Here is a 26,033-nt window from a genome sequence, read left to right as displayed (position 1 = left end):
GTGCGCTACGGTTAACGAGCCGACGCGGGGTGGAGCAGCTCGGTAGCTCGCTGGGCTCATAACCCAGAGGTCGCAGGTTCAAATCCTGTCCCCGCTACTCGTGACGAAGGCCCCGGAGTCCGCTCCGGGGCCTTCGCCGTGCCCGGGCACGCCAGTTCGGGGATGTGGTGGTGTCCGGCGGGTGGGGATGCCGCCACCTCGGGGAATCGGCGTGGGTCCGGTCCCGGTGGGGCGAGGTGGCGGCCCCGGACCGGCGGGATCGGGGACCCGGCTGATCTCCGCGATCCGGGTGCGATAGGCTGTTGCTACCGACGCGGGGTGGAGCAGCTCGGTAGCTCGCTGGGCTCATAACCCAGAGGTCGCAGGTTCAAATCCTGTCCCCGCTACGTGATCGCGAAGGGCCCCGGAGGGAACTCCGGGGCCCTTCGCCGTATCCGGATTCATCCCTGCCGTCCGGCGTGCCCCGGTTGCGCGTCTCGGCGAGGATGAGGGCATGGCTGGATGGAACAGATGGTGGGGCCGCCTGGGCGCGGTCATCGGTACGGTCGTGCTCGCGGTCTTCGTGCCGGTCGCGGCCTGGGCGTCGACGGGCACCGGCGAGCTGGTGGTCGAGGCCGCGCGCCGGCGCTCCCGGGGCGGCTTCGGCGTCCTCGGCCTGCTCTGCTGCCTCGTGGTGGTCGGCGGGATCGTGCTGCTGGTGCTGTTGTTCACGCGGGGCCGGCGCAACCGCCCGCCGCGCTGACGCGGGGGTCGGCGGCGCGCCGCGACGGCGTCAAGCGGGGGCCCCTCCTCTACCGGATGCGTTAAGAAGGGGCCCCGCCTCATCCCTTGGCGAGGGCGGCGTTCGCCCGGGCCATGAAACGTGAGGTTGCGGTGCGGGGGCCGGCCCGCTTGCCGCGGATGCTCTCGGCCGCGTCGATCAGCAGGGTCCGCACCGCGGCATGGCCCCGCGGCGGCGGTGCGGGCGCCGGACCGGCCAGCTCGTCCAGCTCCGCGCCCAGGGCCGCCACCCGCCGCTCGGCGCGGTCGGTGAGGCCGTCGATGACGTACGTGCGGACCTGCGTGCTGGGGTTCAGCCCGCGTTCCAGGCCGAGGATCCGGCCGGCCGCAACGTTCGTGGTCAGGAAGTTGAGCACGTCCACCACCGCGCCGGGGTGGCGGGTGCCGCGGAAGCCGGCCCAGAACATCGACGCCCGCGGCCACTGGGCGGCCGGCGTGCCGGGAAACGCGACGGCGCCCAGCTCGTCGTCGGTCAGGCGTTGCAGCTCCGGCAACTGGTGTGACCAGGCGAAGGAGGCCGCGGTGTGCCCGGTGACCACGAGTTGGCGGGCCAGCTCGCCGGTGTCCGCCTGCTCCACCAGGGCGGCGCTCGGGGTGGCCCCGTCGAAGCGGGCGACCTCCCAGAACTCGAGCCAGGCGAGCAGCTCGGCGGAGCTGAAGCCGAGCTGCCGTCCCTGGTACAACTCCCGGCCCTGGCCGCGCAGCCAGAGCCAGAGCGCCCGGTAGTCGCCGGAGGGGTCCATGGTGCCGGCCACCCGGTAGCCGGAGGCCCGGGTGACGCGGCCGGCCCAGCGGGCGTACTCCTTCCAGGACCAGCCGGTGCGCGGCTCGGGTTGGCCCAGCCGGCGCAGCAGGTCCCGGTTGAAGACCAGCGCCGCGTTGGTCTGCGCGGCGGGCACCGCAACGGTCCGCTCGTCCACCCGGCCGTAGCGGGCCAGTTGCGGCGGCAGGTCGGCCAGGTCGAGCCGGTCGTCGGCGGTGTAGCGGGTGAGGTCGAGCAGGATCTCCCGGCGGTCGTACTCGGTCAGCAGGGTGTCGTCGATCTGGAACAGGTCCGGCACGTTGCCGCCGGTGGCCTGGGTGGCGAGGCGGTCGTAGTAGCCGGCCAGCCCCTGCCAGGTGATCCGGAAGCTGACCCGGGGGTTCTGCTGGGTGTAGAGACGCAGCGCCTGCTCGGTGGCCTGGGCGCGGCGGTTGCCGCCCCACCAGAACACCGACAGCTCGATCGGGCCGTCGTCCGCCCCGCCGTCGTCCGCCGCCGGGCGGCAACCGGCCAGCCCGCCGGCGAGCAGCGGCAGGCCGGTGAGCGCGCCGAGGAACCGTCGCCGGTCGAGGCCGGGACGGGGTACGGGCCGCTGAGCGCGCACGCTTCTCTCCGATGCTGGGCTGGACGGATCATTCCACCGGCCCCGGCCGGGGGTGTCAACGGCAGGTGGGACGGCCGGCGGGCGCACCGAATGGCGGATCCCGGTCATGGTGTACTTACCGCCGTGGAACTTCTGCACTCGGGCAAGGTCCGGGACGTCTACGCCGACGGCGCGGACCTGATCCTGGTCGCCTCCGACCGCGTCTCCATCTACGACGTGGTGCTGCCGACCCCGGTCCCGGACAAGGGCCGCCTGCTCACCGCGCTCTCGCTGTGGTGGTTCGAGCAGTTGTCGGACCTGGTGCCGAACCACGTCGTCTCCGCCACGGACGTGCCGGCGGAGTTCGCCGGCCGGGCGATCCGGTGCCGGCGGTTGGAGATGGTGCCGGTCGAGTGCGTGGCCCGGGGCTACCTGGCCGGCGGTGGCCTCGCGGAGTACGAGCGCACCGGCTCGGTCTCCGGCGTGCCGCTCCCCCGGGGGCTGGTGGAGGCGTCGATCCTGCCCGAGCCGATCTTCACCCCGTCGACCAAGGCGCCGAAGGGCGAGCACGACGAGCCGATCACCTACGACCAGGTGGTCGACAAGGTCGGCCCGGAGACGGCGGAGCGGCTGCGGGAGATCACCATCGACGTCTACCGGCGAGGCGCGGAGATCGCCGCCGACCGGGGCATCCTGATCGCCGACACCAAGCTGGAGCTGGGCTGGACGCCGGAGGGCACGCTGGTCCTCGGCGACGAGCTGCTCACCTCCGACTCGTCCCGGTTCTGGCCGGCCGAGTCCTACCAGCCCGGCCGCGCCCAGTTCTCCTTCGACAAGCAGTACGTGCGGGACTGGGCCGTGGAGAGCGGCTGGGACAAGCGTCCGCCGGCGCCGGAGGTGCCGGCAGAGGTGATCGAGGCGACTCGGGCGCGCTACGTCGAGGCGTACGAGAAGTTGACCGGCAACCGCTGGGACTGACCGCGACACCGCCATCCGGCCGTACCTGCTGTGAACACTGCCTCCACCCCCGGTGGCGCGTGTCGAGCCGGTCCGGCAACGGCGGCGACACCTGCGTCGAGGTGGCCGACAACCTGCCCGGCCGGGTGCTGGTGCGCGACTCCAAGGACCGCTCCGGCGGCACCCTCGGCTTCGCCCCGGCCGTCTGGCGGGCCTTCGTCGCGCAGGTCAAGGTCGTCTAGTCTCGTCGGCATGGCGACGAGGCTCGTGCAGATCAACATGAAGGCCCGCGACGATGCCGCGCTCGGCGACTTCTGGGCGAAGGTGCTGGGCTGGGGGATCTCCAGCGAGGGGCCGGGCGTGACCAACCTCGAACCCGAGGGCTTCGTCTATCCCAACCCGGTCGCCGTCTGCGTCGACCTCGTCGTCTCCACCGAACCCAAGGTGGGCAAGAACCGGGTGCACGTCGACCTGGCCACCACGTCGGCGGAGCATCAGGCGGAGCTGGTCGCGCGGCTGACCGAGTGGGGCGCGACGCCCGCCGACATCGGCCAGGGCGACGTCCCGTGGACGGTGCTGGCCGACCCGGAGGGCAACGAGTTCTGCGTGCTGGAGCCGCGCCCGATCTACCGGGACACCGGCGTGATGGCGGCGGTCGTCGTCGACTGCGCGGACCCGCGCGAGATGGCCCGCTTCTGGGGCGAGGCGACGGACTGGACCGTGCACGAGGTGACCGACCGGCACGCGAGGCTGCGGTCCGCCCAGGGCGTCGGCCCCTACCTGGAGTTCGTCCGCACCTCCGAGCCGAAGACCGGGTGGAACCGGGTCCACCTCGACGTCCGCCCCTACCCGGGCGGCGAGCTGGCGGCCGAGGCGGCCCGCCTGGAGACGCTCGGCGCCACCCGCGTCGATCTGGGTGGCAGCGCTGTGCCGTGGACGGTCATGGCCGATCCCGAGGGCAACGAGTTCTGCGTGCTCACCCCCGCCTGACCGTCCGGGGAGGGGATCAGTCCTCCCAGTTCAAGGTGCGCTGCACGGCCTTGTGCCACTGGCGCAGCTCGCGGCGGCGGTGGGCCGGGTCCATCGCCGGCTCCCACTGCGCGTCGGAGCGCCACTTGTCCCGCAGCGTGGACAGGTCGGGCCAGAAGCCGACCGCCAGGCCGGCCGCGTACGCGGCGCCGAGGCAGGTGGTCTCGGTGATCCGGGAGCGCACCACCGGCACGTCGAGCACGTCGGCGAGGAACTGCATCAGCAGCGCGTTGCCGGTCATCCCGCCGTCCACCCGCAGCCGGCGCAACGCCACGTCGGAGTCGGCGTTCATCGCGTCGACCACCTCGCGGGTCTGGAACGCGGACGCCTCCAGCACCGCCCGGGCCAGGTGCCCCTTGGTGATGTAGCCGGTCAGGCCGGCGATCACACCCCGGGCGTCGCTGCGCCAGTGCGGCGCGAACAGGCCGGAGAAGGCCGGCACCACGTAGCAGCCGCCGTTGTCGTCGACGGTGCGGGCCAGTTCTTCGACCTCCGGGGCGGTGGAGATCAGGCCGAGGTTGTCGCGCAGCCACTGCACCAGCGAGCCGGTGACCGCTATCGCGCCCTCCAGCGCGTACGTGGCCGGCTGCCCCTCGATCCGGTAGGCCACGGTGGTGAGCAGGCCGTGCCGCGACGGCACCGGGCTCGCGCCGGTGTTGAGCAGCAGGAAGCTGCCGGTGCCGTAGGTGCACTTGGCCTCGCCGGGCCGGAAGCAGGTCTGCCCGAACAGCGCGGCCTGCTGGTCGCCGAGCGCGCTGGCCACCGGCACCCCGGCGAGGACACCCCCGGCGGTGCCGTAGACCTCGGCCGAGCAGCGGATCTCGGGCAGCATCGCGGCCGGGACGCGCAGCGCGTCGAGCAGCTCCGGCGCCCAGTCGAGGGTTTCCAGGTCCATCAGCAGGGTGCGGCTGGCGTTCGTCACGTCGGTGACGTGCCGCCCGGTCAGCTTCCAGATGAGCCAACTGTCCATGGTGCCGAACAGCACCTCGCCCCGCTCGGCCCGCTCGCGCAGCCCGTCGACGTGGTCGAGCAGCCAGCGCAGCTTCGGCCCGGCGAAGTAGGTGGCCAGGGTCAGGCCGGTGCGGGCCCGCAGCCGGTCGGCGTCGTACGTCTCGGCCAGCTCCCGCAGCAGCGGGCCGGTGCGGGTGTCCTGCCAGACGATGGCGTTGGCCACCGGCCGGCCGGTGGCCCGGTCCCAGACCACAGTGGTCTCCCGCTGGTTGGTGATGCCCACCGCGGCGATCCGCTCCGGGCCGATGTCGGCGTTCGCCATCGCCTCGCGCACCACGTGCTCGACGTTCGTCCAGATCTCCTCCGCGTCGTGCTCGACCCAGCCGGGGCGCGGGAAGATCTGCCGGTGCTCGCGCTGGGCCACCGCGACGATCTCGCCGGCACGGTCGAAGACGAGGCACCGCGAGGAGGTGGTGCCCTGGTCGATGGCGGCGACGAACTCTCCGGTCACGCAGGCACCGTACCCGCCGGGCGCGTCCCCCGTCTCCCACCGGCCGGCCCGTACGATCAACAGACGTGCGTGACATTGCCGTGTTCAGCGGGACCGCCCACCCGGACCTCGCCGCCGAGATCTGCGCCCACCTCGCCGTTCCGCTGCACCCGGTGCGGGTGTCCCGGTTCGCCAACGACTGCCTTGAGGTGCAGTTGCAGGCGAACTGCCGGGAGCGGGACGTCTTCCTCATCCAGCCGCTGGTGCCGCCGGTGCAGGAGCACCTGGTCGAGCTGCTGCTCATGATCGACGCCGCCCGGGGCGCCTCGGCCGCCCGGATCACCGTGGTGCTGCCGCACTACGCGTACGCCCGGTCGGACAAGAAGGACGCGCCGCGGATCTCCATCGGCGGTCGACTCGTCGCCGACCTGCTCACCTCGGCCGGCGCGCACCGGGTGCTGGCGATGACGCTGCACTCCCCGCAGGTGCACGGCTTCTTCAGCGTCCCGGTCGACCACCTGCACGCGCTGCGCGAGCTGGCCGCCCACTTCAAGGGCTACGACCTGGGCAACACGGTGGTCGTCTCGCCGGACCTGGGCAACGCCAAGGAAGCCGCGGCGTTCGCCCGGATGCTCGGCACCCCGGTGGCGGCCGGCGCGAAACAGCGGTTCAGCGACGACCGGGTGCAGATCAGCACCATCATCGGGGACGTGGCGGACCGGGACGTGATCGTGCTGGACGACGAGATCGCCAAGGGCAGCACGGTGGTCGAGCTGATCTCGCACCTGCGCCAGCGGCAGGTCCGCTCGATCCGGCTGGCGTGCACGCACGGGCTCTTCTCCAGCGGCGCGCTGGAGCGGTTGAGCGCGCAGGACGGCGTGTTGGAGATCGTCTGCACCAACACGGTGCCGATCCCGGCGGCGAAGCGGGTGCCGAAGTTGCAAGTGCTCTCCGTGGCGCCGGCCCTGGCCGAGGCGATGCGCCGGATCCACAACGGCGAGTCGGTGAGCGCGCTGTTCGGCTGAGCGCCGGGCCGCGGGGCGTCAGCCGTCCAGCGGGCGGCCGGCGGGCCGCCGGGCGCTCAACGCCGCGGTGATCCGGACGACCGTGCCGGCGTCGCCGGTCTCGACCTCCATCGTGTCGCTCAGCTCCCGGGCCAGCCACAGGCCCCAGCCGCCAGCGGTCTCCGGGGCCGGCCGGCCGCGGTCGCGCAGCCGCCGTGCGCTGATCCCCGGCCCGTGGTCGGCGACCTCGCAGACCACGTCGCCGCCGCGCCGCCAGAGCCGCAGCCGACCCTGCCCGCCGCCGTGCCGGACCGCGTTGGTGATCAGCTCGTTGACCGCCAGCACGAAGTCGTCCAGCCGCTGGCCGGCCAGCCCCACCGCGTGCGCGCAGGAGGTGACCGAGTGCCGCAGCTCGGTCACCTGGGCCTGGTCGAAGGCCTCGGCGATCAGGAGGGAAGGTTCGATGGGCACAACCGTACGCGGTGCGGGGAGTTCTGCGTTGGTCATGGCCCCGTCCCGGCCTCGGCTCTCGACAACTTTCGCGGCTTTTCCACCGTACGTCAGGGTTTCCGGGACCGCACCCGGCGGCCCCGGCGTGACGGGCTGTGGCAGGGTGACGCCCATGCCGTCGACCTCCGGCCTGGAAGGCCCCTTCTGGCGGTCCATCGCGGTGTTCCGGTTCGCCTCGCTCGGGTACGTCGGGGTGCTCGTGCTGCGCGACGGCGGCGAGTACGCGCACCCGGTGGCGGCCGGCGGCGTCCTGCTGGGCATGCTGGCCTGGAGCGGGGTGACGGCGGCTGGTTACCGCCGTCCGGCCGGGCGGCGCTGGCCGCTGCTCCTGGCCGACCTCGGCGTGGTGCTGGCGATCATCCTGGTCACCCCGTGGGTGGTCGGCCGCCCGGCGCTCGCCGCCGGCGTGCCGGTCCTGACCTCGGCCTGGCTGGCCGGGCCGGTGCTGGCCTGGGCGGTCTCCGGCGGTCGGCGGCGCGGCACGGTCGCCGCGCTGGTGCTCGGCGGCGCCGACCTGGCCACCCGGGACCCGATCAACCCGTCCGCGTTCACCGGCGCGATCCTGCTGCTGCTCGCCGGCCTGGTGGTCGGGCACGTGGCCCGGCTGGCCGTCGAGGCGGAGGCCCGGTTGCAGCGGGCGGTGGAGCTGGAGGCCGCCACCCGGGAGCGGGAACGACTGGCCCGGGACATCCACGACTCGGTGCTCCAGGTGCTCGCGCTGGTCCGGCGGCGCGGCGCGGACCTGGACGGCGAGGCGGCCGAGCTGGCCCGCCTCGCCGGGGAGCAGGAGGCCGCGTTGCGGTCGCTGATCGGCCGGGTGGACGCCGAGCCGGAGCGGTCCGGCGCCGACCGGGACCTGCGCGACCTGCTCGACCGCTACGCCTCGACGGCGGTGCAGGTGGCCGCGCCGGCCACCCCGGTGCCGCTGCCCGCCCGGGCGGCCGGCGAGTTGGCCGCGGCGGTCGGCGCGGCGCTGGACAACGTGACCCGGCACGCCGGCGGGCGGGCCTGGGTGCTGATCGAGGACGAGGAGGAGACGGTGACCGTCTCGGTACGCGACGAGGGGCCGGGGATCCCGGACGGGCGGCTCGCGGAGGCCGCGGCGCAGGGCCGGCTCGGGGTGGCCCAGTCCATCCGGGGCCGGGTGGCGGACCTGGGCGGCGAGGTGCGGATCGTCTCCACCCCGGGCACCGGGACCGAGATCGAGCTGACCGTGCCGAGGAGCCGGCGGCGGTGAGCATCCGGGTGATGGTGGTCGACGACCACCCGATGTGGCGCGAGGGCGTGGCCCGGGACCTCACCGAGGCCGGCCTCGACGTGGTGGCGACCAGCGGCGAGGGCCGGCAGGCGGTCCGGGTGGCCGCGGCGGCCCGTCCCGACCTGGTCGTGCTCGACCTGCAACTGCCGGACGTCTCCGGCGTCGAGGTGGTCCGGGGGCTGCGCGCCGCGCTGCCCGAGGTGCGGGTGCTCATGCTCTCGGCCAGTGGCGAGCCGCAGAGCGTGCTGGACGCGGTCAAAGCCGGCGCCACCGGCTACCTGGTCAAGTCCGCCGCCCCGGCCGAGTTCCTCGACGCGGTCCGGCGCACCGCGGCCGGCGAGCCGGTGTTCACGCCGGGACTCGCCGGGCTGGTGCTGGGCGAATATCGCCGGCTGGCCGCCGCGCCGCCGGCCCCGCACGACGACGCGCCCCGGCTCACCGACCGGGAGACCGAGGTGCTGCGGTTGGTCGCCAAGGGGCTGTCCTACAAGCAGATCGCCGAGCGGCTCCGGCTGTCCCACCGGACCGTGCAGAACCACGTGCAGAACACCCTGGGCAAGCTGCAGTTGCACAACCGGGTCGAGCTGACCCGGTACGCCATCGAGCGGGGCCTGGACGAGTGAGTCAGCGCGCCTCGGGCGGCTGGGTCTCGTGCACCGCCAACTCCTCGGCGGCGGCTCCGCCCCCGGCGGCGCCCGCATCGTAGGCGACGTTGTCCGTCTCCTGGTCGGTGTGCGCGCCCTCGTCCGGTTCGACCAGCCGGCCCACCTCGTGGTCGGCGACGGTGCCGAGTTGGCCGTGGTCGTAGATCGAGACCGGGGAGTGCGGGTCGGACGTCGGCCCGGGGTCGATCACGTCCGCGTCGAGTTGGGCCTGCGCGGCGGCCTCCTCGCTGTCCGCCTCGGCCGCGATCGCCGGGTCGACGGTGCCGGCGAGCGGATCGTCCGCGGGGCGCTCGTACTGCTCGCGGTCGAGCTTGTAGTCGAGCGACTCGCCGTCGAGCTGCTCCTCGGCCGTGGTGCCGTACCCGTCGACGGCGACCGGCGTGCGGTCGCCGGGAATCTGGGCCGGCTCCGGGCCGTCCGCCTCGCGCCCGGTCAGCACGTCGTCGTTGGCGGTCGAGTCGTCGTCGGCGGTGTCGGGCAGACCCTCCGCCTCGGGGTCGGACACGGGGGTGGGGTACTCGTCGTCGCGCATGCCGATGAACTACCCACTGCCCTTGCCGCATTAACCGCGAGCGGCAGGATAGATCGGGAGGAAAGCGGCGAAATCCCGGCTCAGTTGCGGAAGGCGGTCTCGTCCTCGGCGTACAGCACGCACCAGACCACCTTGCCGTCGGGCAGCGACGTGCTGCCCCAGCGTCGGGCCACGGTGTCGATGAGCAACAGCCCACGGCCGCCGACCGAGTCGACCGGGGCCGGCCCGGCGTACGCCGGCCGCCCGGCGGCGTGATCGCGCACGGCCGCGTGCAGGGCGTCGCCGCGCGGCGCGAGCCGGAGCGTCATCGAGGTCACCGCGTGCGCGACCACGTTGTTGACCATCTCGGTCACCGCGATGCGGGCGGGCTCGACCAGCTCCGGCAGGCCCCAACGGGCGCATCCCTCGGCGATCAGCGACCGGGCCTCGCGCGCGGCCTCCACCACCGGGGGCAGCTCGGCCTCGATCAGCTCGGGCGGCGCCTCCGCCGGTCGGGGCGCCGGCGTGCCCGCCGGGTCGAACCGCAGCTCGGCGGCCGGCCAGTCGGCGACCTCGCGGCGGATGTCGTCGAGCGCGTCGCGGGCGGCCGGCTCGTGGATGCGCACCCCGGACAGGTCGACGAGCACCGGGCCCGGCCGCTGCCAGAGGTGGGCGAGCAGCGCGCCGCGCACGGCCCCGGACCCGGCCCGGTCGAGCACACCTGTCAACCTGACCGTCGCGGAGGATTCGTCGGTCTCGACCAGGCAACGCGCGTACGTCGGCATGATCGTCCCATTGTGCACGCCGACTGCGGCGCGCGCATCGGTCCGGTCGGCGGGACTCATGACCGGGTCCCCCGCGAGCGCCGGTTGATCGCCGCGACGGTGCCGACCGCGGTGCCGGCGGCGGCCAGCCCGAAGGCGGCCCCCAGCCGCAGCAACTGGCCGCGCCGGCCGGACCAGCCGTCGGTCCGCGCTCCCGTCGAGTCGGGCGTGAAGACGTTGCCGGTGGCGTCCAGGCGGACGCCGGGGCCGAACTGGGTCCGCGCGGTGTACCAGCCGAGGGTCCGCTCGGCCAGCGCCGGGGCGAGCCGCCACTGGAGGCCCATCAGCCGGGCCGCGCCGCCCGCGTACGCCTCGCGTCGCGGCCGGCGCAGCAGCCGGACCATCGTCTCGGCCACCATCTCCGGCGGGTAGACCGGGGGCGGCGGGGTCAGCTCCCGCCCGGTGTGGTTGGCCGCGTGCCGGAAGAACGGGGTGTCGATGCTGGCCGGCAGCACGGTGCAGAGCGAGATGTTCCGGCGGCCGGTCACCCGCAGTTCCTGTCGCAGCGTGTCGGTCAGCCCACGGATCGCGTGCTTGGTGGCGTTGTACGCCGACTGGTACGGCATCGCCACCTCGGCCAGCACGGACGCATTGTTGATCAGCACGCCGCCGCCGGCGGCGGTGAGCCACGGCAGCGCGGCCCGGGTCCCGTGCACGGTGCCGAGCAGGTTCACCTCGACCACCCGGCGGAACTCGGCGACCGGGATCTCGTCGAACAACCCCACCGTGCCGACGGCCGCGTTGTTGATCCAGGCGTCGATCCGGCCGAACTCGTCCGCCGCCCGGGCCGCGAGCAGTTCCACCGCGTCCGGATCGGTCACGTCGGTGGGCACCACGAGGGCCTGCCCGCCCCGTTCCCGGCAGCGCTCGGCGACGCGCTGCAACGCCGCCTCGCTCCGGGCGGCCAGCACCACCGTGACCCCCCGGCCGGCCAGCGCATATGCGGTGGCCGCGCCGATGCCGCTGGAGGCGCCGGTGATGACGACGGTGGCGTCGGGGAGACCGCGGGTGAGTGCCATCACCCGGCGGTACCCCGGGTCCGGCCGGTCATGCCGGCGCGACCGCACTGATCGGGTTCGGTCGCACCCGCTGTCCCGTGAACGGGACGGCGGTCCCGAGGGCGATCTGCCAGGTTTGGGGCCGGTGACCTCAGGTTAATGGGACGCTCTACCGGGACACCCAGCTACCGAGCAACGCATGGAGGTGCACCATGCGCGTCGGCCTTGTTTGCGCGCACGCCGGCTCGTCCACCGACGGTCCCACCGTCGGGACTCAGGAGCACGTTGCGCGCGTGGCGGCTGAACTCGCCGCCCGGGGTCACGAGGTCCGCGTGTACGAGCGCCGCGACGCGGCCGCCCAGCCCGCCCTGATCGAGCAGGACGGCTACCGCCTGGAGCGGGTGCCGGTCGGCCCGCCCGACCCGCTGCCCACCGGCGAACTGGTGCCCTACGTGGCCGAGTTCGGCCGCTGGCTGGCCGGCGAATGGGCCGGCGAATGGGCGCCCGAGGTGGTGCACGGGCACTACTGGGTGGGCGGGCTGGCCGCCGCGCACGCGGTCCGCGCCACCGACATCCCGGTCGTGCAGACCTTCCACTCGCTCGGCGTCGAGCAACTGCGCCACCTCGGCCGCGGTTACGCCGGGCCGGGCCAGCGGATCCCGCTGGAACGGGCGCTGACCCGCGCCGTGGACGTCGCGGTCGCCCAGTGCAACGACGAGGTCGACGAACTGACTCGGATGGGCCTGCAACGGACCTCGGTGGCGATGGTGCCGACCGGGGTGGACACCGCCTATTTCCACCCGGACGGCGAGGCGGCCCCCCGCGACCAACGCCCGCGGATCCTCTCCGTGGGCGGGCTCGCCCCCGGGCACGGGCAGGACGACCTGATCCGGGCGATGCGCCTGGTCGGCGACGCGGAGCTGGTGATCGCCGGTGGCCCGCCGGTCGAGCGACTCGCCGGGCACGCGGAGGCCCGCCGGCTGCGCGAGCTGGCCGAGCGGGCCGGGGTCGCGGAACGGATCCACCTCGTCGGCGCGGTGCCGCACGACCAGATGGCCACCTGGTACCGCTCGGCGGACGTGGTCGCCTGCACCCCGCACTACTCCTCCGCCGGCCGGGTCTCCCTGGAGGCGATGGCCTGCGGCGTGCCGGTGGTCGGCTACGCCATGGGCGGCATCGCCGACGCGGTGGTCGACGAGGTGACCGGCAAGCTGGTGCCGCCCGGTGACGTGCGCACGCTCGGGGTCACCCTGCGCCGGATGCTCACCGACAACGCCGGCCGGTTCGCGTACGGGCACGCGGCGGTGGACCGGGTGCGGTGCAGCTACACCTGGGAGCGGACCGCCGCCGCCCTGGAGCGGCTCTACGAGCGGGTGATCGGCCGCCGCCGCCCGGCCATGCCGGAGCCGACACCGCCGGCCATGCCGGGAGAGCCGACAGCGCCCGCCGAGGCGGTCGTGGTCTCCGAACGCGGGCCGGTCGAGGCGGCCTGAGCCGGCACCACCCCGACGCCGATCATCGCCGGCTCGCGGTCCGCGGCCCGCACGTGGTGGTGCTGTGGCTCGGCGTACCGGGTCAGGCCCACCACGGCCGCGAGCGTGACCAGGAAGCCGAGCCCGGCCAGCCACTCCCGGCCGGGCCAGATCTTGTCGTTGAGCAGCAGCAACCCGACGACCGCGGCGGGCACCGCGCCGGCCGCGTCCATCGCGGCCACCGCCGCCGTGGTCGACCCGCGCTGCATGGCCAGGCCGAGCAGCAACTGACCGACCACCGAGTGGACGATCAGCAGGTAGAGCAGCGGATCCTGGGCGAACGCCTCCGCCGACCCGGCGGAGGCGAGCGGGCGGGCCGCCACCGCCGCGGCGGAGAACGCCATCCCGGCCAGCGACCCGAGAACCACCGACCCGAGCGCGCCGTGCAACCGGGCGGCGAAGAAGCCCGACCCGGCGATCAGGCCGAGCGCCGCCACCAGGCCGACCAGCCCGGCGGTGCCGAGCTGCCGCGACGGCGCCGGCTCGGCCGACAGCACCAGCGCGGTGATCCCGCCGAACAGCAGCACCAACAGCACCACCTCGGCGGCCGGCAGGCGCCACTTGAGCACCAGCACGCCCAACACGGCGGTCACCCCGAGCCCGGCCGCCACGGACGCCTGGACCAGGAACAGCGGCAGGTCCCGGCGGGCCAGGAACGCCAGCACGAAGCCGACGACCTGGCAGGCCAACCCGATCAGGTACGTCCGGTGGCCGGCCAGCCGCAGCAGCAGCCCCGGGTCGAACGTGTGGTGCACAGTGGTCCGCGCGGCGGCCACCGACTGCAGGAGGTTGGCGAAGCCGTACGCGACGATCATCGCCGCCAGGAAGCACCAACCGGAGGAGACCACCTGGCGAGGATAGAGGCTCCGGCCCGCTCAGCGCTCGGCCGGCCGGCCGAGCCGGCCCAGGATGTCCTGGTGCAGCGGGCCGTTGCTGGCCACGGCGCTGATGTCGGCGGAGTCGGCGCCGGCCGGCGCGGGCCGCCCGGCCAGGTCGGTGAACCGGCCACCGGCCTCGGTGACGATCGGCACCAGCGCGGCGACGTCCCACAGCGACAGCTCCGGCTCCACCATCACGTCCACCGCCCCCTCGGCCAGCAGCATGTAACCGTAGAAGTCGCCGTACGCCCGGCTGCGCCAGGTGTCCCGCATGAGCTGGAGCATCGCATCCAGCCGACCGGCCTGTTCCCAACCGGTCAGCGAGGAGTAGCAGACGCTCGCGTCGGCCAGCGCCGCGACCCCCGACACCCGGATCGGCGTGCCGTCGGCCGGGCCGGCGCCGGCGAACGCGCCCGCGCCGAGCGCGCCCCACCAGCGCCGGCCCAGCGCCGGCGCGGAGACCAAGCCGAGCACCGGCCGGTCGTGCTCCAGCAGCGCGATCAGCGTGGCCCACACCGGTACGCCCCGGACGAAGTTCTTCGTGCCGTCGATCGGGTCGACCACCCAGCGCCGCCCGTCCGGACCGGCCGGGGGCTGCTCGCCGTACTCCTCGCCGAGCAGGCCGTCGGCGGGACGGTGCGCGGCCAGCAGCGCGCGGATCTCCCGCTCGACCGCGGTGTCCGCGTCGGAGACCGGTGTGAGGTCCGGCTTCGACTCCACCCGCAGGTCGAGCGCGCGGAACCGGGCCGACGAGACGGCGTCCGCGGCGTCGGCGAGCAGGTGGGCGAGGGCGAGGTCGTCGGCGTACCCGGTCATGGCCGACACGCTAGCGCCGAGCCGGCGGCCGGCGGCGGCGGGTGCCCGCCGGCCCGCCGGTCAGGACCCGGCGAGCGGGTCGCCCGGGTTGCGCTCGGGTTCGCGGGCGTCCCCCTCGCCGCTGCGGGAGGCCAGCAGCCGACGGTACGAGGCGAGCCGGCGCGGATCGGCCCGGCCGGCCGCCACCCAGGCGTCCAGCGCGCAGGTCGTCTCGTCGGCGGTGTGCGGACAGTTGGCCGGGCAGTCGACGGTGGCCTCTACTAGGTCCGGGAAGCCGTGCAGCAGGCTCTCCGCGGAGACGTGCGCCAGCCCGAAGCTGCGCACGCCGGGGGTGTCGACGATCCAGCCCGGGTCCGCGCCGCCGTCCGGACCGGGTGGCGGGGGAAGTCGCAGCGCCACCGCGCTGGTCGAGGTGTGCCGGCCCCGGCCGATGGCGCTGACCGTGCCCACCGCCCGCTCCGCCTCCGGGACCAGGCGGTTGACGAGCGTCGACTTGCCGACGCCGGAGTGACCGACCAGCACCGAGACGCGGCCGGCGAGCAGCGTGCGCAGCTCGGCCAGCTCGGAGCCCGGCCGGATCAGCACGTACGGCAGCTCCAGCTCGGTGTAGTAGCCGAGCACCTCCTGCGGGCCGGCCAGGTCGGCCTTGGTGAGGCAGAGCAGCGGCTCGATGTCGGCGTCGTACGCGGCCACCAGGCAGCGGTCGATGAACCCGGTGCGCGGCGGCGGGTCGGCCAGCGCGCTGACGATCACCAGTTGGTCGGCGTTCGCCACCACCACCCGCTCCAGCCGGCCCTCGGCGGTGGTGTCGTCGTCGTCGGCGGTGCGCCGCAGCACGGAGGTGCGCTCGGCGATCCGCACGATGCGGGCCAGCGCGCCGGGCGCGCCGGAGACGTCACCGACCAGACCCACCCGGTCGCCCACCACCACCGACTTGCGGCCCAGTTCGCGGGCGCGCATCGCGGTGACGACCGGGTCGTCCAGGCCCGCGTCGGGTCGGACGCAGGTGTAGCGGCCTCGGTCCACCGCGACCACGAAGCCGTCGACCGCGTCGGCGTGCCGGGGTCGGGTGCGGGTACGGGGGCGCGACGACCGGCCTGGACGCACCCGGACGTCGTCCTCGTCGTAGTCGCGCCGCCTGGTCGCCAGGGCGTACCTCCGCTGTCAGTTCTTGCCGGTCACCACTGCCGACCATAGTGCCGGGAACTCCGGCATGGTCTTGGAGGTGCACGTCACGTCGTCGACCTCGATGCCGGGGACGGCCAGCCCGGTGACCGCCGCGGCGTGCGCCATCCGGTGGTCGGCGTACGTCCGGAAGGTCCCGCCGCGCAGCGGGCGTGGCCGGATCTCCAGGCCGTCGCGGCTCTCGGTGATGTCGGCGCCCAGCGCGGTGAACTCCTTGGCCAGCGCGGCGACCCGGTCGGTCTCGTGACCCCGGATGTGACCGATCCCGGTCAGCCGGGACGGCGTGTCGGCCAGCAGGGTGAGCGCGGTCAGCACCGGGGTCAGCTCGCCGACGTCGGAGAGGTCGGCGTCCAGCCCGCGCACCGCGCCGGTGCCCCGCACGCGCAGCCCGTCGGTGCCGAGCGTCACCTCGCCGCCCATCCGGTGCAGCAGCTCGCGCAGCCGCTCCACCGGTTGAAGGCTGCTGCGTGACCAGCCCTGGAGGGTGACCTCACCGCCGGTGACCAGGGCGGCGGCGAAGAACGGCGCGGCGCCGGAGAGGTCCGGTTCGATCTCCCAGCCGCGCCCGGTGAGGGGGCCGGGCTCGACCGCCCAGGCGTCGGGGGTGGTGTCGTCCACCGCCGCCCCGGCGGCGCGCAGCATCTGCACGGTCATCCGCACGTGCGGCGCGGACGGCACCGGCGGACCCTGGTGCCGGACCACCACACCCCGGTCGAAGCGGGGCCCGGCCAGCAGCAGCCCGGAGACGAGCTGGCTGGACGCGGAGGCGTCGATGACGACCTCGCCGCCGGTCACCCGCCCGGCGCCCTGCACGACGAGCGGCAGGCTGCCGGCCGGCGGGGCGTCGATGCGTACGCCGAGCGCGCGCAGCGCGCCGATCAGCGGGCCGAGCGGGCGGGTGCGGGCGTGCGGGTCGCCGTCGAACGTGACCCGCCCGGCGGCCAGCCCGGCCACCGGGGGCAGGAAGCGCATCACGGTGCCGGCCAGGCCGACGTCGACGTGCGCCGGGCCGACCGGCGGGTGCGGCCGGACCAGCCAGCGGTCGTCGTCGGAGATCGACATGTGCGAGCCCAGCTCACGCAGGCCGCCGGCCATCAGCTCGGTGTCCCGGGCGCGCAGTGGCCGGTCGAGCGTCGACGGCCCACTGGCCAGCGCGGCGAGCACCAGGGCCCGGGCGGTCATCGACTTGGAGCCGGGCAGGCGCAGCGTCGCGGCGACCGGGTCGCTCGCGGTCGGCGCGGTCCACGGCTGCGGCGGGCGCGTAGCGGTCAGATTCCCCACGCTCACATTCTGCCAACCGGCGAAGGTGATGGGACCGGTCATCTGGCCTGCTCCCGGTGGGCGGGACAGCCGAAGGGCCCCGGTGGGGCTAGCGTGGGCGCCATGTGCGGGAGGTACGCGACGACCCGGAGCGCGGGCGACCTGAGCGCGTTGTTCGAGTCGGCCGACCCGGCCGGCGAGGTCGGGCCCGACTTCAACGTCGCGCCGACGGATCCCGCGCCGCTGGTCCGGCTCTCGCCTGAGGGGCGCCGGTTGCTGTCCCTCGGCCGCTGGGGGTTGCTCCCACCCTGGTCCCGCGGCGCGAGCGGCGCCGCCCGGATGATCAACGCACGGGCCGAGACGGTCGCCACCAGCCGGGCGTACGCCCCGTCGTTCGCCCGCCGCCGCTGCCTGGTCCCGGCCGACGGGTGGTACGAGTGGGTCCGTCGGCCCGACGGCGGCCGGCAGCCCTACTTCATGACCCCGCGCGACGGTTCGGTGCTGGCCTTCGCGGGCATCTGGTCGGTCTGGGAGGCCGCCGGGTCGGCCCGGCTCACGTTCAGCGTGCTGACCACCGCGGCGCTCGGCGAGCTGGCCGAGGTGCACGACCGGATGCCGCTGCTGCTGCCCCCGGAGCGCTGGGCCTCCTGGCTCGGCCCGACCGACGAGCCCGCCGCGTTGCTCGTCCCGCCCGACGCCGGGCAGCTCGCCGGGTTGGAGATCCGGCCGGTGTCGCCGGCGGTGGGCGACGTCCGCAACGACGGGCCGGAGCTGATCGCCCGGGTGGTTCCGGCGGGCGTGGCCGCCGACTCCGCGCCGACGCTGTTCTGATCACGCTCAGCACATTGTCGAGTGCTGATTTGCCGGGGTTGCGCCTGAAACGTCGCCCGGCCGTTTAGTCATCTTTACCGAACCCTCTTGTCCCGGCGGACGCGAGTGCGATAGAACACAGCGCCGGTGGTGGGGTCCGTTCGCACGGGGCGAATGACACTCATCGATCTTTGAGCAAGATCTTCGCCGGTCCCACGGGGGAGGTGGGTGTATTGACACGGGCACGCATGCCGCGCCCGCACGAGGTGGCCGCGGCGCGGCGCGATCCGCGACTGCTGCGGGCCTTGCGCGAACGGCGCCAGGACGAGGCGTGGCGCACCAGGGGAACCTGCCAGAGCGTCGATCCGGAGACGTTCTTCCCGGCGCCCAACGAGCCGGCCGACGCGGCGGTGGCGCTCTGCCGCACCTGCGACGTCCAGGGCTCCTGTCTGGCCTGGGCGCTGGAGGTGGGCGACTGCCACGGCGTCTGGGGCGCCACCACCCCGCGAGAACGCCGGGCCATGCTGGTCGCCTGGCGCAGCGAGGTGCAACCCGACCCGGACGCGGTCGACGAGCCGGGTCCGCCGGTGCGCGACCGGCTGCTCACCCTGGTGCCGTTGAGCTGACGCCGCCGCCGGCGGCCCGGTCGGCCGGGCTGCGGGCCGGCCGGTCCGCGCTGAACCGTCGGGGCGGTGGCGGTGCCGGGCCGTCGCGGCGGTTCGGGCGTCTCCTGTGCCGGGCCGTCGGGCGTCTCCTGTGCCGGGCCGTACGCGGCGATGGGGTGTCTCCGCGCCGGGTCGACCGGCGGTTGGCGCGTTCGCAGGTCCGGCCGTCGCCGGGCGCTCCGCCGTGCGCAGAATGGGCCGGTGGCGCACGACGACGAGATCGACACACCGCGCGGGCCGGCCCGGGTCCGGCTCGACCCACCGACCGCTGCCGGGGGCACCGTGCTGGTGCTGGGGCACGGCGCGGGCGGTGACGTCGACGCACCTGATCTGGTGGCGGTCCGTGACGCGGTCCGCGGCGCCGGGGCGGGGGTGGCGTTGGTGACCCAGCCCTACCGGGTCGCCGGTCGGCGCGCGCCCGCGCCCGCCGGGCATCTCGACGAAGCCTGGACGGCGGTGCTGGCCGAGCTGCGTCGGCGGCTGCCGGACGTCACCCGCTGGGTGGTCGGTGGCCGGTCCAGTGGCGCTCGGGTGGCCTGCCGGACCGCCGGTGCCGTCGGGGCGGTGGGCGTGGTGGCGTTGGCGTTCCCGCTGCACCCGCCCGGGCGGCCGGAGCGCTCGCGGGCCGACGAGTTGGGCACCGGCCTGCCGACGCTCGTGGTCAACGGCGACCGGGATCCGTTCGGAGTGCCCGGGCCCGGGCCCGGCGTCGAGGTGGTGGTCCGGCCGGGGGAGCGGCACGACCTGCGCAGGGATCCGGCCGGCACGGCGGAGGTGGTGCTGGAGTGGCTCGCGGCCCGTGGCTGGCTGGTGTGACCCCGGTCGCTCGGGCGGCGGCTGCGCGGGCCGGCGCGTGCCCGGCGCCGGGGCCGGCCACCCGGCGGTGCGCGCCGGCCGGGAGCGGCGCCGGGCCTGGCACCCGCGCCCGGCGGGCCCGCGTGACCGTCCCCGGTGGGCGGTCGTTGCACCGGTTGGCGCCGGCCCGCCCGCACGGGCGCGATCGGCGTCACCTCCCAGGCCCTTCCTGGTCCCAGCGTCGGTCGCGGCCGAGGCTGGGGCCGGGATCGGGATCGTCTGCCGGCCCTATCAAGATCTTCCTTGTTGGCCGCGGCCCGGTCCCGGCGGTCCTGCCGGGAGCGAGGCGGAATGCCGAGGGCCGGGGACCGCGTTGACCCCCTTTGGAACGACATTGCCAGCGTGAGGGGGGTGACCGGTGCCGATCGAGACACGGAGCCGGGAGCGGGACGAACGGGACGAACGGCAGCTCCGACGGCTGCTCGACGCGCCGGAGTGGCCCGCGGCGGCGTCGGCCGTGGTGAGCACCGGCACACACGCGGGAAGTGAATCTGCCGGCAGTCGGGTACGCGTATCCTCGGCGGGAAAGCATCCGACGCGAGGGGATGTGCGGTTGACCACCGAGAAGACGGACGAGCGCAGGGCCCGCTTCGAGCGGGACGCGATGCCCTTCGTCGACCAGCTCTACGCTGCCGGGCTGCGGATGACCCGCAACCCGGCGGATGCCGAGGACCTGGTCCAGGAGACCTACCTGAAGGCGTACGCCGCCTTCCACCAGTTCGAGCAGGGCACCAACCTGAAGGCCTGGTTGTACCGGATCCTGACCAACACCTACATCAACTCCTACCGGAAGCGGCAGCGCCAGCCGGTTCAGGCGCCGACCGACGAGATCACCGACTGGCAGCTCGCCGAGGCGGAGTCGCACACGTCCAGCGGTCTGCGTTCGGCCGAGACCGAGGCGCTCGACCGGCTGCCGGACAGCGACGTCAAGGAGGCCCTCCAGCAGCTGCCGGAGGAGTTCCGCCTGGCGGTCTACCTGACCGATGTCGAGGGCTTCTCCTACAAGGAGGTCGCCGACATCATGGGCACGCCGATCGGCACCGTGATGTCCCGCCTGCACCGCGGCCGACGCAATCTGCGCAAGCTCCTGGAGCGATACGCGGCGGAGCGCGGGTTCAGCGCCGCGCCGTCGAAGGGTTCGACCGCCGCCGCCGGCCGGGAGGTGTGACCGTGAGCTGTGGACGACCGCACGAGACGGACTGCCGCGAGGTGCTCGCCGAGGTCTACCTCTACCTCGACCTGGAGTGCGCCGAGGAGCGTCGGGTGCTGATCCGGCACCACCTGGACGAGTGCGGGCCGTGCCTGCGCGAGTACGGCATCGAGCAGGAGGTCAAGGCGCTTGTCGCCCGGTGCTGTGGCAACGAGGCGGCACCCGAGAAGCTGCGCGAGCGGCTGCGGCTGCGGCTGACCGAGCTGGTGGTCTTCGAGCCCAGCGAGTCCCGCGAGCTGGCCGACTGACGTCGCCGACCGAACACACACCGGTGGCCCGGGTCCGCGTGGACCCGGGCCACCGGTGTCCCGGCCGCGCGGCCGGGGTTCGCTGATCGGTGATCAGGAGTTGGGGCGCTTGCCGTGGTTGGCGGCGCTCTTCTTCCGGGCCTTCTTCTTCCGGGCCTTCTTCGCCATGCTCTGCCTCCTTGTGCTGGTCACGGTCCGGCCGCGGGCGAGCGCGGCGGAGGTCGCGTGCGGCCGGCGGATCGCCGGGCGCCGACCCGCACGATGCTAGTGCCGCCGGTCGCGCGCCGGGCGCGGTGGGGCGTGGCGGGCCGGTGGTCAGCGGGCCGGCGTGACCGGGGTCATGGTTGGATACGTTCGCAGGACCGTCGGACTTGAGGGAGGGCCGGGAGATGGCCGAGGAGATCCGCGCCGAGATGGTGGCGAACGTCTGGAAGGTCGTCGCGTCGGCCGGGGACACCGTGTCCGAGGGCGACACGCTGGTGATCCTGGAGTCGATGAAGATGGAGATCCCGGTGGTCGCCGAGTCCGACGGCGTGGTGCAGCAGGTGGCGGTGAACGAGGGCGACGTGGTGCAGGACGGCGACCTGATCGCGGTGATCGGTTGACCGGCGCGCTCGTCCGCCGCGCCCAGTCGGCGGACTTCCCGGCGGTGGCCCGGCTGACGGTCGCCGCGTACGAGGCGGACGGCCAGCTCAAGGCCGAGACCGGGTACGCGGCGGTGCTCGCCGACGTGCCCGGTCGGGCTCACACCGGTGAGGTGCTGGTCGCCGTGGACGAGGCCACCGGCGCGGTCCTCGGCGCGGTGACGTTCGTGCTGCCGGGCACCCCGTTCGCGGAGCTGGCCGAGCCCGGTGAGGCCGAGTTCCGGATGCTGGCGGTCGACCCGGCCGCGCAGGGCCGGGGCGCGGGCGCGGCGCTGGCCGAGGCGTGCGTGGCGCGTGCCGCCGAGCTGGGTTGCACGGCGGTGGTGATCTGCGTACGTGCCGGCATGTCGGCGCGCGCGCGGCGCCTCTACGACCGGCTCGGGTTCGTCCGCGCGCCGGCGAAGGACTGGGTCCCGGCGCCCGGCGTCGAGCTGCTCGGCCTGCGTCTGGACCTGACCGCCGCGCGCTGAGCCCCGCCGCTCCGCCGCCTGCTCACTGGCCGATCTTCGCGAGCAGCTCGTCGGCCACCTCAAGGGCGATCTTCTTGCGTTCCTCGTCGGTGACGTCGGGGGCGCGCACCGCGAACCAGCTGCTGTGCACCGCGAACAGGGTGAGCGCGGCGCGTAGCTGGGCGGCCGGGGAGTCGTCGCCGCGGCACAGCTCGCCGGCCAGCCGCATCATCCGGTCGCGCATCTGCTGGCCGGCGGTGAGGCTCTTCAGCACGGTCTGGTTCTGTTCGAAGAACCGCATCACCTTGGGCAGCTCGCCGGCGAACATGGCATCCGCGTAGCGGCCGATGAGCGTACGCCGGGTCGCCAGCGTGGCCGGCTGGTCGGCGGCCCAGGCGATCAGCTCGTCCATCCGGCGCAGCCGGTCGTCGACGAAGCTGGTGACGATCTCGTCCTTGCTCTTGAAGTGGTAGTAGAGCGCCGCCTTGGTCACGTTGAGTCGCTCGGCGATCTCGCGGAGCGAGGTCTTCTCGTACCCCTGCTCGGTGAAGAGCTCCAGCGCGACGGCCTGGATCCGTTGCCGCGTGCCGCCTGTGCTCTCGCTCACCCGACCGACACCTTCCCATCAGCTTGACGTTGTCCCGCACCGAGCTTACCGTGCGGCTGGTAAGTTAACTAGCCGGGCGGCAAGTAAGTCGATCACCGATCTGCGGGGGAGCCTACCCATGAGTCAACCAGCCCCGGTCACCGCGAGACCGAACGTCCGCGTCGTCCTGTTCGGCCTGATGATCGCGATGATGCTCGCGATGCTCGACAATATGATCGTCAGCACCGCGCTGCCGCGCATCGTCTTCGAGTTCGGCGGCGCCGACCACTTCACCTGGGTGGTCACCGCGTACGTGCTGGGCACCACGGTGTCCACCCCGATCTGGGGCAAGCTCGGTGACCTCTACGGCCGCAAGGCGGTCTTCCTCACCGCGGTGGTCGTCTTCCTCGTCGGCTCCGCGCTCTGCGGCATGTCCGGCTCCGGCGTCTTCGGCGGCACCGACAGCGGCATGACGGAGCTGATCGCGTTCCGGGCGGTCCAGGGCCTCGGCGCCGGCGGCCTGATGGTCGGCGTCATGGCGATCATCGGTGACCTGGTCCCGCCCCGCGAGCGGGGCCGCTACCAGGGCATGATCGCCGGCATCATGGCCATCGCCATGGTGGCCGGCCCGCTGGTCGGCGGCTTCATCACCGATCACCTCTCCTGGCGCTGGGCGTTCTACGTCAACCTGCCGCTCGGCGGCGTGGCGCTGCTGGTCCTCGCCACCACCATGCACCTGCCGAAGTACCGCACCGAGCACAAGATCGATTGGCTGGGTGCGGCGCTGCTCTCCGTCGGCATCACCGCGATCGTGCTGGTCACCACCTGGGGCGGCAACGAGTACGCCTGGGCCTCGGCGCAGATCCTCGGCCTGGCCGTGCTGGCGGCGGTCGCGCTCGCGGCGTTCGCGCTCGTGGAGCGGCGGGTGCCCGAGCCGATCCTGCCGCTGGGCCTGTTCGCCAACCGCAACTTCGCGCTCATCTCGGTGATCGGCTTCCTGCTCGGCTTCGCCATGTTCGGGGCGATGAACTTCCTGCCGCTCTACCAGCAGACCGTGCAGGGCGCCTCGGCCACCAACAGCGGCCTGCTGCTGCTTCCGCTGATGTTCGGCATGCTCGTGGTCTCGCTCGTGGTCGGCCGGACGATCACCAAGACCGGTCGCTACCGCGCCTTCCCGATCGTCGGCGGCGTGGTGATGGCGCTCGGCATGGGCCTGCTCAGCCTGCTCGACCTGGGCACCAGCAAGGTGCAGTCCTCGCTCTACATGGTGGTGCTCGGCGTCGGCATGGGCTTCCTCATGCAGACCTCGATGCTGATCGCGCAGAACAGCGTCGAGCAGAAGGACCTGGGCGCGGCGAGCGGCGCGGCCACCTTCTTCCGGTCCATCGGCGGCTCGTTCGGGGTCTCGCTCTTCGGCGCCATCTTCGCGAACCGGCTGGCCGACTCGCCGGCCGGCCCCGCGTTCGCCGGCAAGGGCGGCGGCGAGGGCGGGGCGATGGACCTGGAGAAGCTCAAGGAGCTCACCGGCCCGGCGCGGGAGCTGGTCCTCGGCGCGCTCGCCGACGCCATCTCGCACGTGTTCCTGTGGGCGGTCTTCTTCACCGTGGCGGTTCCGGTGCTCGCCTGGTTCATCAAGGAGGTGCCGCTGCGCGCGACGAACGACGTCCCGCCCGCCGGCGCCACCCCGGAGGACGAGGCCGAGGTCGCGCTCGGCAAGGCCCCGGTCTGAGGTGTAAGGAAGGGGCCCCGGTTAACGCCTGGCGTTGTACCGGGGCCCCTTCTTAACGGCCCACCCGGCGCGCTCAGGCGCGGCGGAAGAGGGCGGTGAGGCGTCGCCACAGCCGGCGCAGCGGGCCGCTGCCGGCCTCGGCGATCACCGCGTCGGCGGTGGCCCGGGCGGTCCCGTCGAGGGCCGGGGTGGCCCGGGCCAGGTGCGCCAACGACACCGCCGGCGGGTTCCGGCGGGTGGGGCCGGCCGCCGCTGCGCTGAGCCGCCCGGCCACCAGGGCGGCCACGTCGGCGCGTGCCGTGGGGTCCACCCAGGCGGCGGTGACCAGGGCGAACAGTGCCGCCTCGCCGATCGGCCCGGGCTCGCCGCCGGCCAGGTCCCGCAGCACCCGGTGGCGGGTCGACTCCGCCCACGGTTCGTCGGTGCGATGGTGCAGCAGGCCGAGACAGGCCCAGACCTGCGCGGAGCGCGCCCAGAGCGCGGGATCCTGCTCGCCGAGTACCCGGCCAAGCGCGGTGGGTGGCGCATCCGGCGGGTACGCCAGCAGCCCCAGCAGGTCGGCCAGGTCCAGCGTGGCCAGTCCGACCGCGGCGTCGTAGGCGGCCGGTGGGTGCGACCAGGCCGGGTGGGTCAGCCGCTGGAGCCGCCGCGCCGCGTTCGCCGACGGGTGCGTCACGTCGGCGGGCGGCGCGGGGGCGGGATCCGGGCCGCCGGGGGTGACCTGGCCCAGCCACGGGCGTCCGCGGCAGCACTCGGCGAGGTCGCCGTGCTCGTGCGAGTCGTCCGGGTGGTCGCGGACGAAGTCGGCGAGCGCCACCAGGTGGTCCACGTCGCCGTCGCGCTGGAAGCGCAGCCGGTGCGCGGTGTGCACGGCGCAGTCGAACGTCGGGTCCTTCGCCAGCGCCCGGTCGACCCAGCCCAGCGCCGCGTCGAGGCGGCCGTGATCGGCAAGCGTGCCGGCGATGTCCGCGTACACCGCCAGGTCGTCCGGGTCGAGCGCGACCGCGCGTTCCAGCGCGGCGAGCGCGTCGTCGGTGCGGCCGGCGCTGCGGTACGCGTACCCGAGCCACACCTCGCCGAGCTTGGTGGGCTCCGCGCGTACCCCCCGGGTGGCCCAGGCGACCGCGAGGGCGACCTCGCCGAGTCGCCGGGCCAGCGCGGACGCCGCGCCCAGCAGCAGCGGGTGGCTGGGATGCACGGTGATCGCGTTGCGGGCCAGGGTGAGGTAGGGCAGCAGTGGCTCGCGCAGCCGGCGCGGGACGGGGTCGGGCGTGACCGCGCAGACCTGCATGAGGATCCGGGCGGTGCGCTCCGGGTCGAGCCGCTCGGGCAGGTCGGCGGCGGTGACCCAGGGCACGGCGGCCCATGGCGCCCCGGGCGCGTAGCCGGTGGCGGCGGCCAGCAGGTCGAGCCCTTCGGCGGGGCGGCCGGCGGCGGCGAGCAGGTGTGCCCGGGCCACCACGGCGCCGACGAAGGCGTGCTGGCCGAGGGGGAACAGGTCCAGGTCGCCGCCGCTGGCCGCGGCCAGGCGGGCGAGTGTCTCGTGCGCCTCGGGCAGCGTGGGGGAGCGCACCAGCGCGGCGGCGACGTGGTCGGCGGCGTGCCGGAGGTCACCCTCGCCCAGCGCCAGCCGGGCCAGCGCGAGTTCCTCCTCCGCGGAGAGCGCGGCGTCGTCCTCGGGCACGTCGTCCTTCCGTCGTCGGGGTCGGTCGGCCGGGCCAGCGTAGGGGATCTTGCCGCCAGATGGTGATCCACTGCGCAATGCTGTTCGTTGCTTTGCTCGTCTCGGCCAAAACGTGCAAGACTGAGCATCGATCGCGCGGCAATCGCGCAGAAGGGGGTG

Annotated in this window: 27 protein-coding genes, 2 tRNA genes and 1 pseudogene; 18 read left to right on the top strand and 12 right to left on the bottom strand. The window is 74.3% G+C overall.

What is annotated here, in order from left to right:
• Positions 1-23 precede the first annotated feature (23 nt).
• From AB0H28_RS00560 to AB0H28_RS00550, 3 genes are all read left to right on the top strand, one after another.
• Positions 24-97: transfer RNA gene (locus AB0H28_RS00560), tRNA-Met, on the top strand.
• Positions 98-312: 215 nt separating this feature from the next.
• A tRNA-Met gene (locus tag AB0H28_RS00555) sits at positions 313-386 on the top strand.
• Between the two features lie 107 nt (positions 387-493).
• Complete coding sequence (locus tag AB0H28_RS00550; RefSeq protein WP_358032178.1) at positions 494-742, top strand: hypothetical protein; 249 nt, start codon at positions 494-496, stop codon at positions 740-742.
• 79 nt (positions 743-821) lie between these two features.
• Here the strand turns inward: AB0H28_RS00550 and AB0H28_RS00545 are convergent, their stop codons facing one another.
• Positions 822-2,147, bottom strand: a complete 1,326-nt coding sequence (locus AB0H28_RS00545; protein ID WP_358032176.1) for an extracellular solute-binding protein — start codon at positions 2,145-2,147, stop codon at positions 822-824.
• A gap of 123 nt (positions 2,148-2,270) precedes the next feature.
• Between AB0H28_RS00545 and AB0H28_RS00540 the strand changes: the two genes are divergently transcribed.
• From AB0H28_RS00540 to AB0H28_RS00530, 3 genes are read left to right on the top strand one after another with little or no spacing between them, the layout of a single operon-like run.
• On the top strand, positions 2,271-3,104 hold the full coding sequence (locus AB0H28_RS00540; RefSeq protein ID WP_358032174.1) for a phosphoribosylaminoimidazolesuccinocarboxamide synthase: 834 nt from the start codon (positions 2,271-2,273) through the stop codon (positions 3,102-3,104).
• 59 nt (positions 3,105-3,163) lie between these two features.
• Complete coding sequence (locus tag AB0H28_RS00535; RefSeq protein ID WP_358032171.1) at positions 3,164-3,325, top strand: DUF397 domain-containing protein; 162 nt, start codon at positions 3,164-3,166, stop codon at positions 3,323-3,325.
• Positions 3,326-3,335: 10 nt separating this feature from the next.
• A complete protein-coding gene (locus AB0H28_RS00530) occupies positions 3,336-4,073 on the top strand; it encodes a VOC family protein (RefSeq protein ID WP_358032168.1) in 738 nt (245 codons plus the stop codon).
• Positions 4,074-4,089: 16 nt separating this feature from the next.
• Here the strand turns inward: AB0H28_RS00530 and glpK are convergent, their stop codons facing one another.
• Positions 4,090-5,574, bottom strand: coding sequence for a glycerol kinase GlpK (gene glpK, locus AB0H28_RS00525; RefSeq protein ID WP_358032166.1), 1,485 nt, complete (start codon positions 5,572-5,574; stop codon positions 4,090-4,092).
• Positions 5,575-5,639: 65 nt separating this feature from the next.
• Here glpK and AB0H28_RS00520 point away from each other — a divergent pair, with 65 nt between their 5' ends.
• On the top strand, positions 5,640-6,578 hold the full coding sequence (locus tag AB0H28_RS00520) for a ribose-phosphate pyrophosphokinase (protein ID WP_358032163.1): 939 nt from the start codon (positions 5,640-5,642) through the stop codon (positions 6,576-6,578).
• An 18-nt stretch (positions 6,579-6,596) separates the two neighbouring features.
• Here the strand turns inward: AB0H28_RS00520 and AB0H28_RS00515 are convergent, their stop codons facing one another.
• The gene (locus tag AB0H28_RS00515) at positions 6,597-7,064 is read right to left on the bottom strand and encodes an ATP-binding protein (RefSeq protein ID WP_358032159.1); all 468 of its coding nucleotides are present in this window, start codon (positions 7,062-7,064) and stop codon (positions 6,597-6,599) included.
• Positions 7,065-7,179: 115 nt separating this feature from the next.
• Between AB0H28_RS00515 and AB0H28_RS00510 the strand changes: the two genes are divergently transcribed.
• The gene (locus tag AB0H28_RS00510; RefSeq protein ID WP_358032156.1) at positions 7,180-8,304 is read left to right on the top strand and encodes a DUF5931 domain-containing protein; all 1,125 of its coding nucleotides are present in this window, start codon (positions 7,180-7,182) and stop codon (positions 8,302-8,304) included.
• Between the two features lie 11 nt (positions 8,305-8,315).
• Positions 8,316-8,948: a response regulator transcription factor gene (locus AB0H28_RS00505; RefSeq protein WP_358033795.1), complete on the top strand. Its 633-nt coding sequence runs from the start codon at positions 8,316-8,318 to the stop codon at positions 8,946-8,948.
• 1 nt (position 8,949) lies between these two features.
• Here AB0H28_RS00505 and AB0H28_RS00500 read toward each other — a convergent pair whose 3' ends face one another.
• From AB0H28_RS00500 to AB0H28_RS00490, 3 genes are all read right to left on the bottom strand, one after another.
• Positions 8,950-9,522, bottom strand: coding sequence for a DUF5709 domain-containing protein (locus tag AB0H28_RS00500; RefSeq protein WP_358032153.1), 573 nt, complete (start codon positions 9,520-9,522; stop codon positions 8,950-8,952).
• A gap of 80 nt (positions 9,523-9,602) precedes the next feature.
• On the bottom strand, positions 9,603-10,346 hold the full coding sequence (locus AB0H28_RS00495; protein ID WP_358032151.1) for an ATP-binding protein: 744 nt from the start codon (positions 10,344-10,346) through the stop codon (positions 9,603-9,605).
• The gene (locus tag AB0H28_RS00490; protein ID WP_358032148.1) at positions 10,343-11,344 is read right to left on the bottom strand and encodes an SDR family oxidoreductase; all 1,002 of its coding nucleotides are present in this window, start codon (positions 11,342-11,344) and stop codon (positions 10,343-10,345) included. The genes AB0H28_RS00495 and AB0H28_RS00490 overlap by 4 nt, the downstream gene beginning before the upstream one ends.
• A 191-nt stretch (positions 11,345-11,535) precedes the next feature.
• Here AB0H28_RS00490 and AB0H28_RS00485 point away from each other — a divergent pair, with 191 nt between their 5' ends.
• Entirely contained in the window at positions 11,536-12,816 is a 1,281-nt protein-coding gene (locus tag AB0H28_RS00485) for a glycosyltransferase (protein ID WP_358032146.1), read from the top strand.
• A gap of 59 nt (positions 12,817-12,875) precedes the next feature.
• On the opposite strand, the pseudogene AB0H28_RS00480 reads toward AB0H28_RS00485, so the two are convergent.
• From AB0H28_RS00480 to aroA, 4 genes and pseudogenes are all read right to left on the bottom strand, one after another.
• Positions 12,876-13,670 (bottom strand): annotated as a pseudogene (locus AB0H28_RS00480) (hypothetical protein); the annotation flags it as partial.
• Positions 13,671-13,730: 60 nt separating this feature from the next.
• On the bottom strand, positions 13,731-14,549 hold the full coding sequence (gene hisN / locus AB0H28_RS00475) for a histidinol-phosphatase (RefSeq protein ID WP_358032143.1): 819 nt from the start codon (positions 14,547-14,549) through the stop codon (positions 13,731-13,733).
• Between the two features lie 60 nt (positions 14,550-14,609).
• Complete coding sequence (rsgA, locus tag AB0H28_RS00470) at positions 14,610-15,509, bottom strand: ribosome small subunit-dependent GTPase A (RefSeq protein WP_358033792.1); 900 nt, start codon at positions 15,507-15,509, stop codon at positions 14,610-14,612.
• A gap of 204 nt (positions 15,510-15,713) precedes the next feature.
• Positions 15,714-17,015 carry a 3-phosphoshikimate 1-carboxyvinyltransferase gene (aroA, locus tag AB0H28_RS00465; protein ID WP_358033788.1) on the bottom strand — a complete coding sequence of 434 codons (1,302 nt, stop codon included), beginning with the start codon at positions 17,013-17,015 and terminating at the stop codon, positions 15,714-15,716.
• A gap of 102 nt (positions 17,016-17,117) precedes the next feature.
• Here aroA and AB0H28_RS00460 point away from each other — a divergent pair, with 102 nt between their 5' ends.
• The 7 genes from AB0H28_RS00460 to AB0H28_RS00430 all read left to right on the top strand — a co-directional run bounded on the left by AB0H28_RS00460 (position 17,118) and on the right by AB0H28_RS00430 (position 21,896).
• Entirely contained in the window at positions 17,118-17,825 is a 708-nt protein-coding gene (locus AB0H28_RS00460; RefSeq protein WP_358032140.1) for an SOS response-associated peptidase, read from the top strand.
• Positions 17,826-18,037: 212 nt separating this feature from the next.
• On the top strand, positions 18,038-18,430 hold the full coding sequence (locus AB0H28_RS00455; RefSeq protein WP_343445303.1) for a WhiB family transcriptional regulator: 393 nt from the start codon (positions 18,038-18,040) through the stop codon (positions 18,428-18,430).
• 240 nt (positions 18,431-18,670) lie between these two features.
• A complete protein-coding gene (locus AB0H28_RS00450; RefSeq protein ID WP_358032136.1) occupies positions 18,671-19,285 on the top strand; it encodes an alpha/beta family hydrolase in 615 nt (204 codons plus the stop codon).
• A 397-nt stretch (positions 19,286-19,682) separates the two neighbouring features.
• On the top strand, positions 19,683-20,492 hold the full coding sequence (locus AB0H28_RS00445) for a sigma-70 family RNA polymerase sigma factor (protein ID WP_358032133.1): 810 nt from the start codon (positions 19,683-19,685) through the stop codon (positions 20,490-20,492).
• A 2-nt stretch (positions 20,493-20,494) separates the two neighbouring features.
• Positions 20,495-20,782: a mycothiol system anti-sigma-R factor gene (gene rsrA / locus AB0H28_RS00440; protein WP_358032131.1), complete on the top strand. Its 288-nt coding sequence runs from the start codon at positions 20,495-20,497 to the stop codon at positions 20,780-20,782.
• Positions 20,783-21,171: 389 nt separating this feature from the next.
• Entirely contained in the window at positions 21,172-21,387 is a 216-nt protein-coding gene (locus AB0H28_RS00435; RefSeq protein WP_282284555.1) for a biotin/lipoyl-binding carrier protein, read from the top strand.
• Positions 21,384-21,896: a GNAT family N-acetyltransferase gene (locus tag AB0H28_RS00430; RefSeq protein ID WP_358032129.1), complete on the top strand. Its 513-nt coding sequence runs from the start codon at positions 21,384-21,386 to the stop codon at positions 21,894-21,896. Before AB0H28_RS00435 ends, AB0H28_RS00430 begins: the two co-directional genes overlap by 4 nt.
• Positions 21,897-21,918: 22 nt before the next feature.
• On the opposite strand, the gene AB0H28_RS00425 is transcribed toward AB0H28_RS00430, so the two are convergent.
• Positions 21,919-22,482 carry a helix-turn-helix domain-containing protein gene (locus tag AB0H28_RS00425; RefSeq protein WP_358032126.1) on the bottom strand — a complete coding sequence of 188 codons (564 nt, stop codon included), beginning with the start codon at positions 22,480-22,482 and terminating at the stop codon, positions 21,919-21,921.
• A 118-nt stretch (positions 22,483-22,600) separates the two neighbouring features.
• On the opposite strand from AB0H28_RS00425, the gene AB0H28_RS00420 reads away from it, so the two are divergent.
• A complete protein-coding gene (locus tag AB0H28_RS00420; RefSeq protein ID WP_358032123.1) occupies positions 22,601-24,190 on the top strand; it encodes an MDR family MFS transporter in 1,590 nt (529 codons plus the stop codon).
• Positions 24,191-24,263: 73 nt separating this feature from the next.
• On the opposite strand, the gene AB0H28_RS00415 is transcribed toward AB0H28_RS00420, so the two are convergent.
• On the bottom strand, positions 24,264-25,874 hold the full coding sequence (locus AB0H28_RS00415) for a tetratricopeptide repeat protein (RefSeq protein WP_358032120.1): 1,611 nt from the start codon (positions 25,872-25,874) through the stop codon (positions 24,264-24,266).
• Positions 25,875-26,033 lie beyond the last annotated feature (159 nt).

It is taken from the genome of Micromonospora sp. NPDC050980 (assembly GCF_040653835.1).
GTDB lineage: Bacteria > Actinomycetota > Actinomycetes > Mycobacteriales > Micromonosporaceae > Micromonospora.
This window is presented reverse-complemented; position numbering and strand designations above follow the sequence as displayed.

Excerpts from the sequence above, each read along its gene's own strand:
- AB0H28_RS00550 (WP_358032178.1), top strand. The coding sequence starts at position 494 with ATGGCTGGATGGAACAGATGGTGGGGCCGCCTGGGCGCGGTCATCGGT.
- AB0H28_RS00530 (WP_358032168.1), top strand. The coding sequence starts at position 3,336 with ATGGCGACGAGGCTCGTGCAGATCAACATGAAGGCCCGCGACGATGCC.
- AB0H28_RS00515 (WP_358032159.1), bottom strand. The coding sequence starts at position 7,064 with ATGACCAACGCAGAACTCCCCGCACCGCGTACGGTTGTGCCCATCGAA.
- AB0H28_RS00510 (WP_358032156.1), top strand. The coding sequence starts at position 7,180 with ATGCCGTCGACCTCCGGCCTGGAAGGCCCCTTCTGGCGGTCCATCGCG.
- AB0H28_RS00505 (WP_358033795.1), top strand. The coding sequence starts at position 8,316 with ATGGTGGTCGACGACCACCCGATGTGGCGCGAGGGCGTGGCCCGGGAC.
- AB0H28_RS00500 (WP_358032153.1), bottom strand. The coding sequence starts at position 9,522 with ATGCGCGACGACGAGTACCCCACCCCCGTGTCCGACCCCGAGGCGGAG.
- AB0H28_RS00495 (WP_358032151.1), bottom strand. The coding sequence starts at position 10,346 with ATGAGTCCCGCCGACCGGACCGATGCGCGCGCCGCAGTCGGCGTGCAC.
- AB0H28_RS00490 (WP_358032148.1), bottom strand. The coding sequence starts at position 11,344 with ATGGCACTCACCCGCGGTCTCCCCGACGCCACCGTCGTCATCACCGGC.
- AB0H28_RS00485 (WP_358032146.1), top strand. The coding sequence starts at position 11,536 with ATGCGCGTCGGCCTTGTTTGCGCGCACGCCGGCTCGTCCACCGACGGT.
- hisN (WP_358032143.1), bottom strand. The coding sequence starts at position 14,549 with ATGACCGGGTACGCCGACGACCTCGCCCTCGCCCACCTGCTCGCCGAC.
- rsgA (WP_358033792.1), bottom strand. The coding sequence starts at position 15,509 with ATGCGCGCCCGCGAACTGGGCCGCAAGTCGGTGGTGGTGGGCGACCGG.
- AB0H28_RS00460 (WP_358032140.1), top strand. The coding sequence starts at position 17,118 with ATGTGCGGGAGGTACGCGACGACCCGGAGCGCGGGCGACCTGAGCGCG.
- AB0H28_RS00435 (WP_282284555.1), top strand. The coding sequence starts at position 21,172 with ATGGCCGAGGAGATCCGCGCCGAGATGGTGGCGAACGTCTGGAAGGTC.
- AB0H28_RS00420 (WP_358032123.1), top strand. The coding sequence starts at position 22,601 with ATGAGTCAACCAGCCCCGGTCACCGCGAGACCGAACGTCCGCGTCGTC.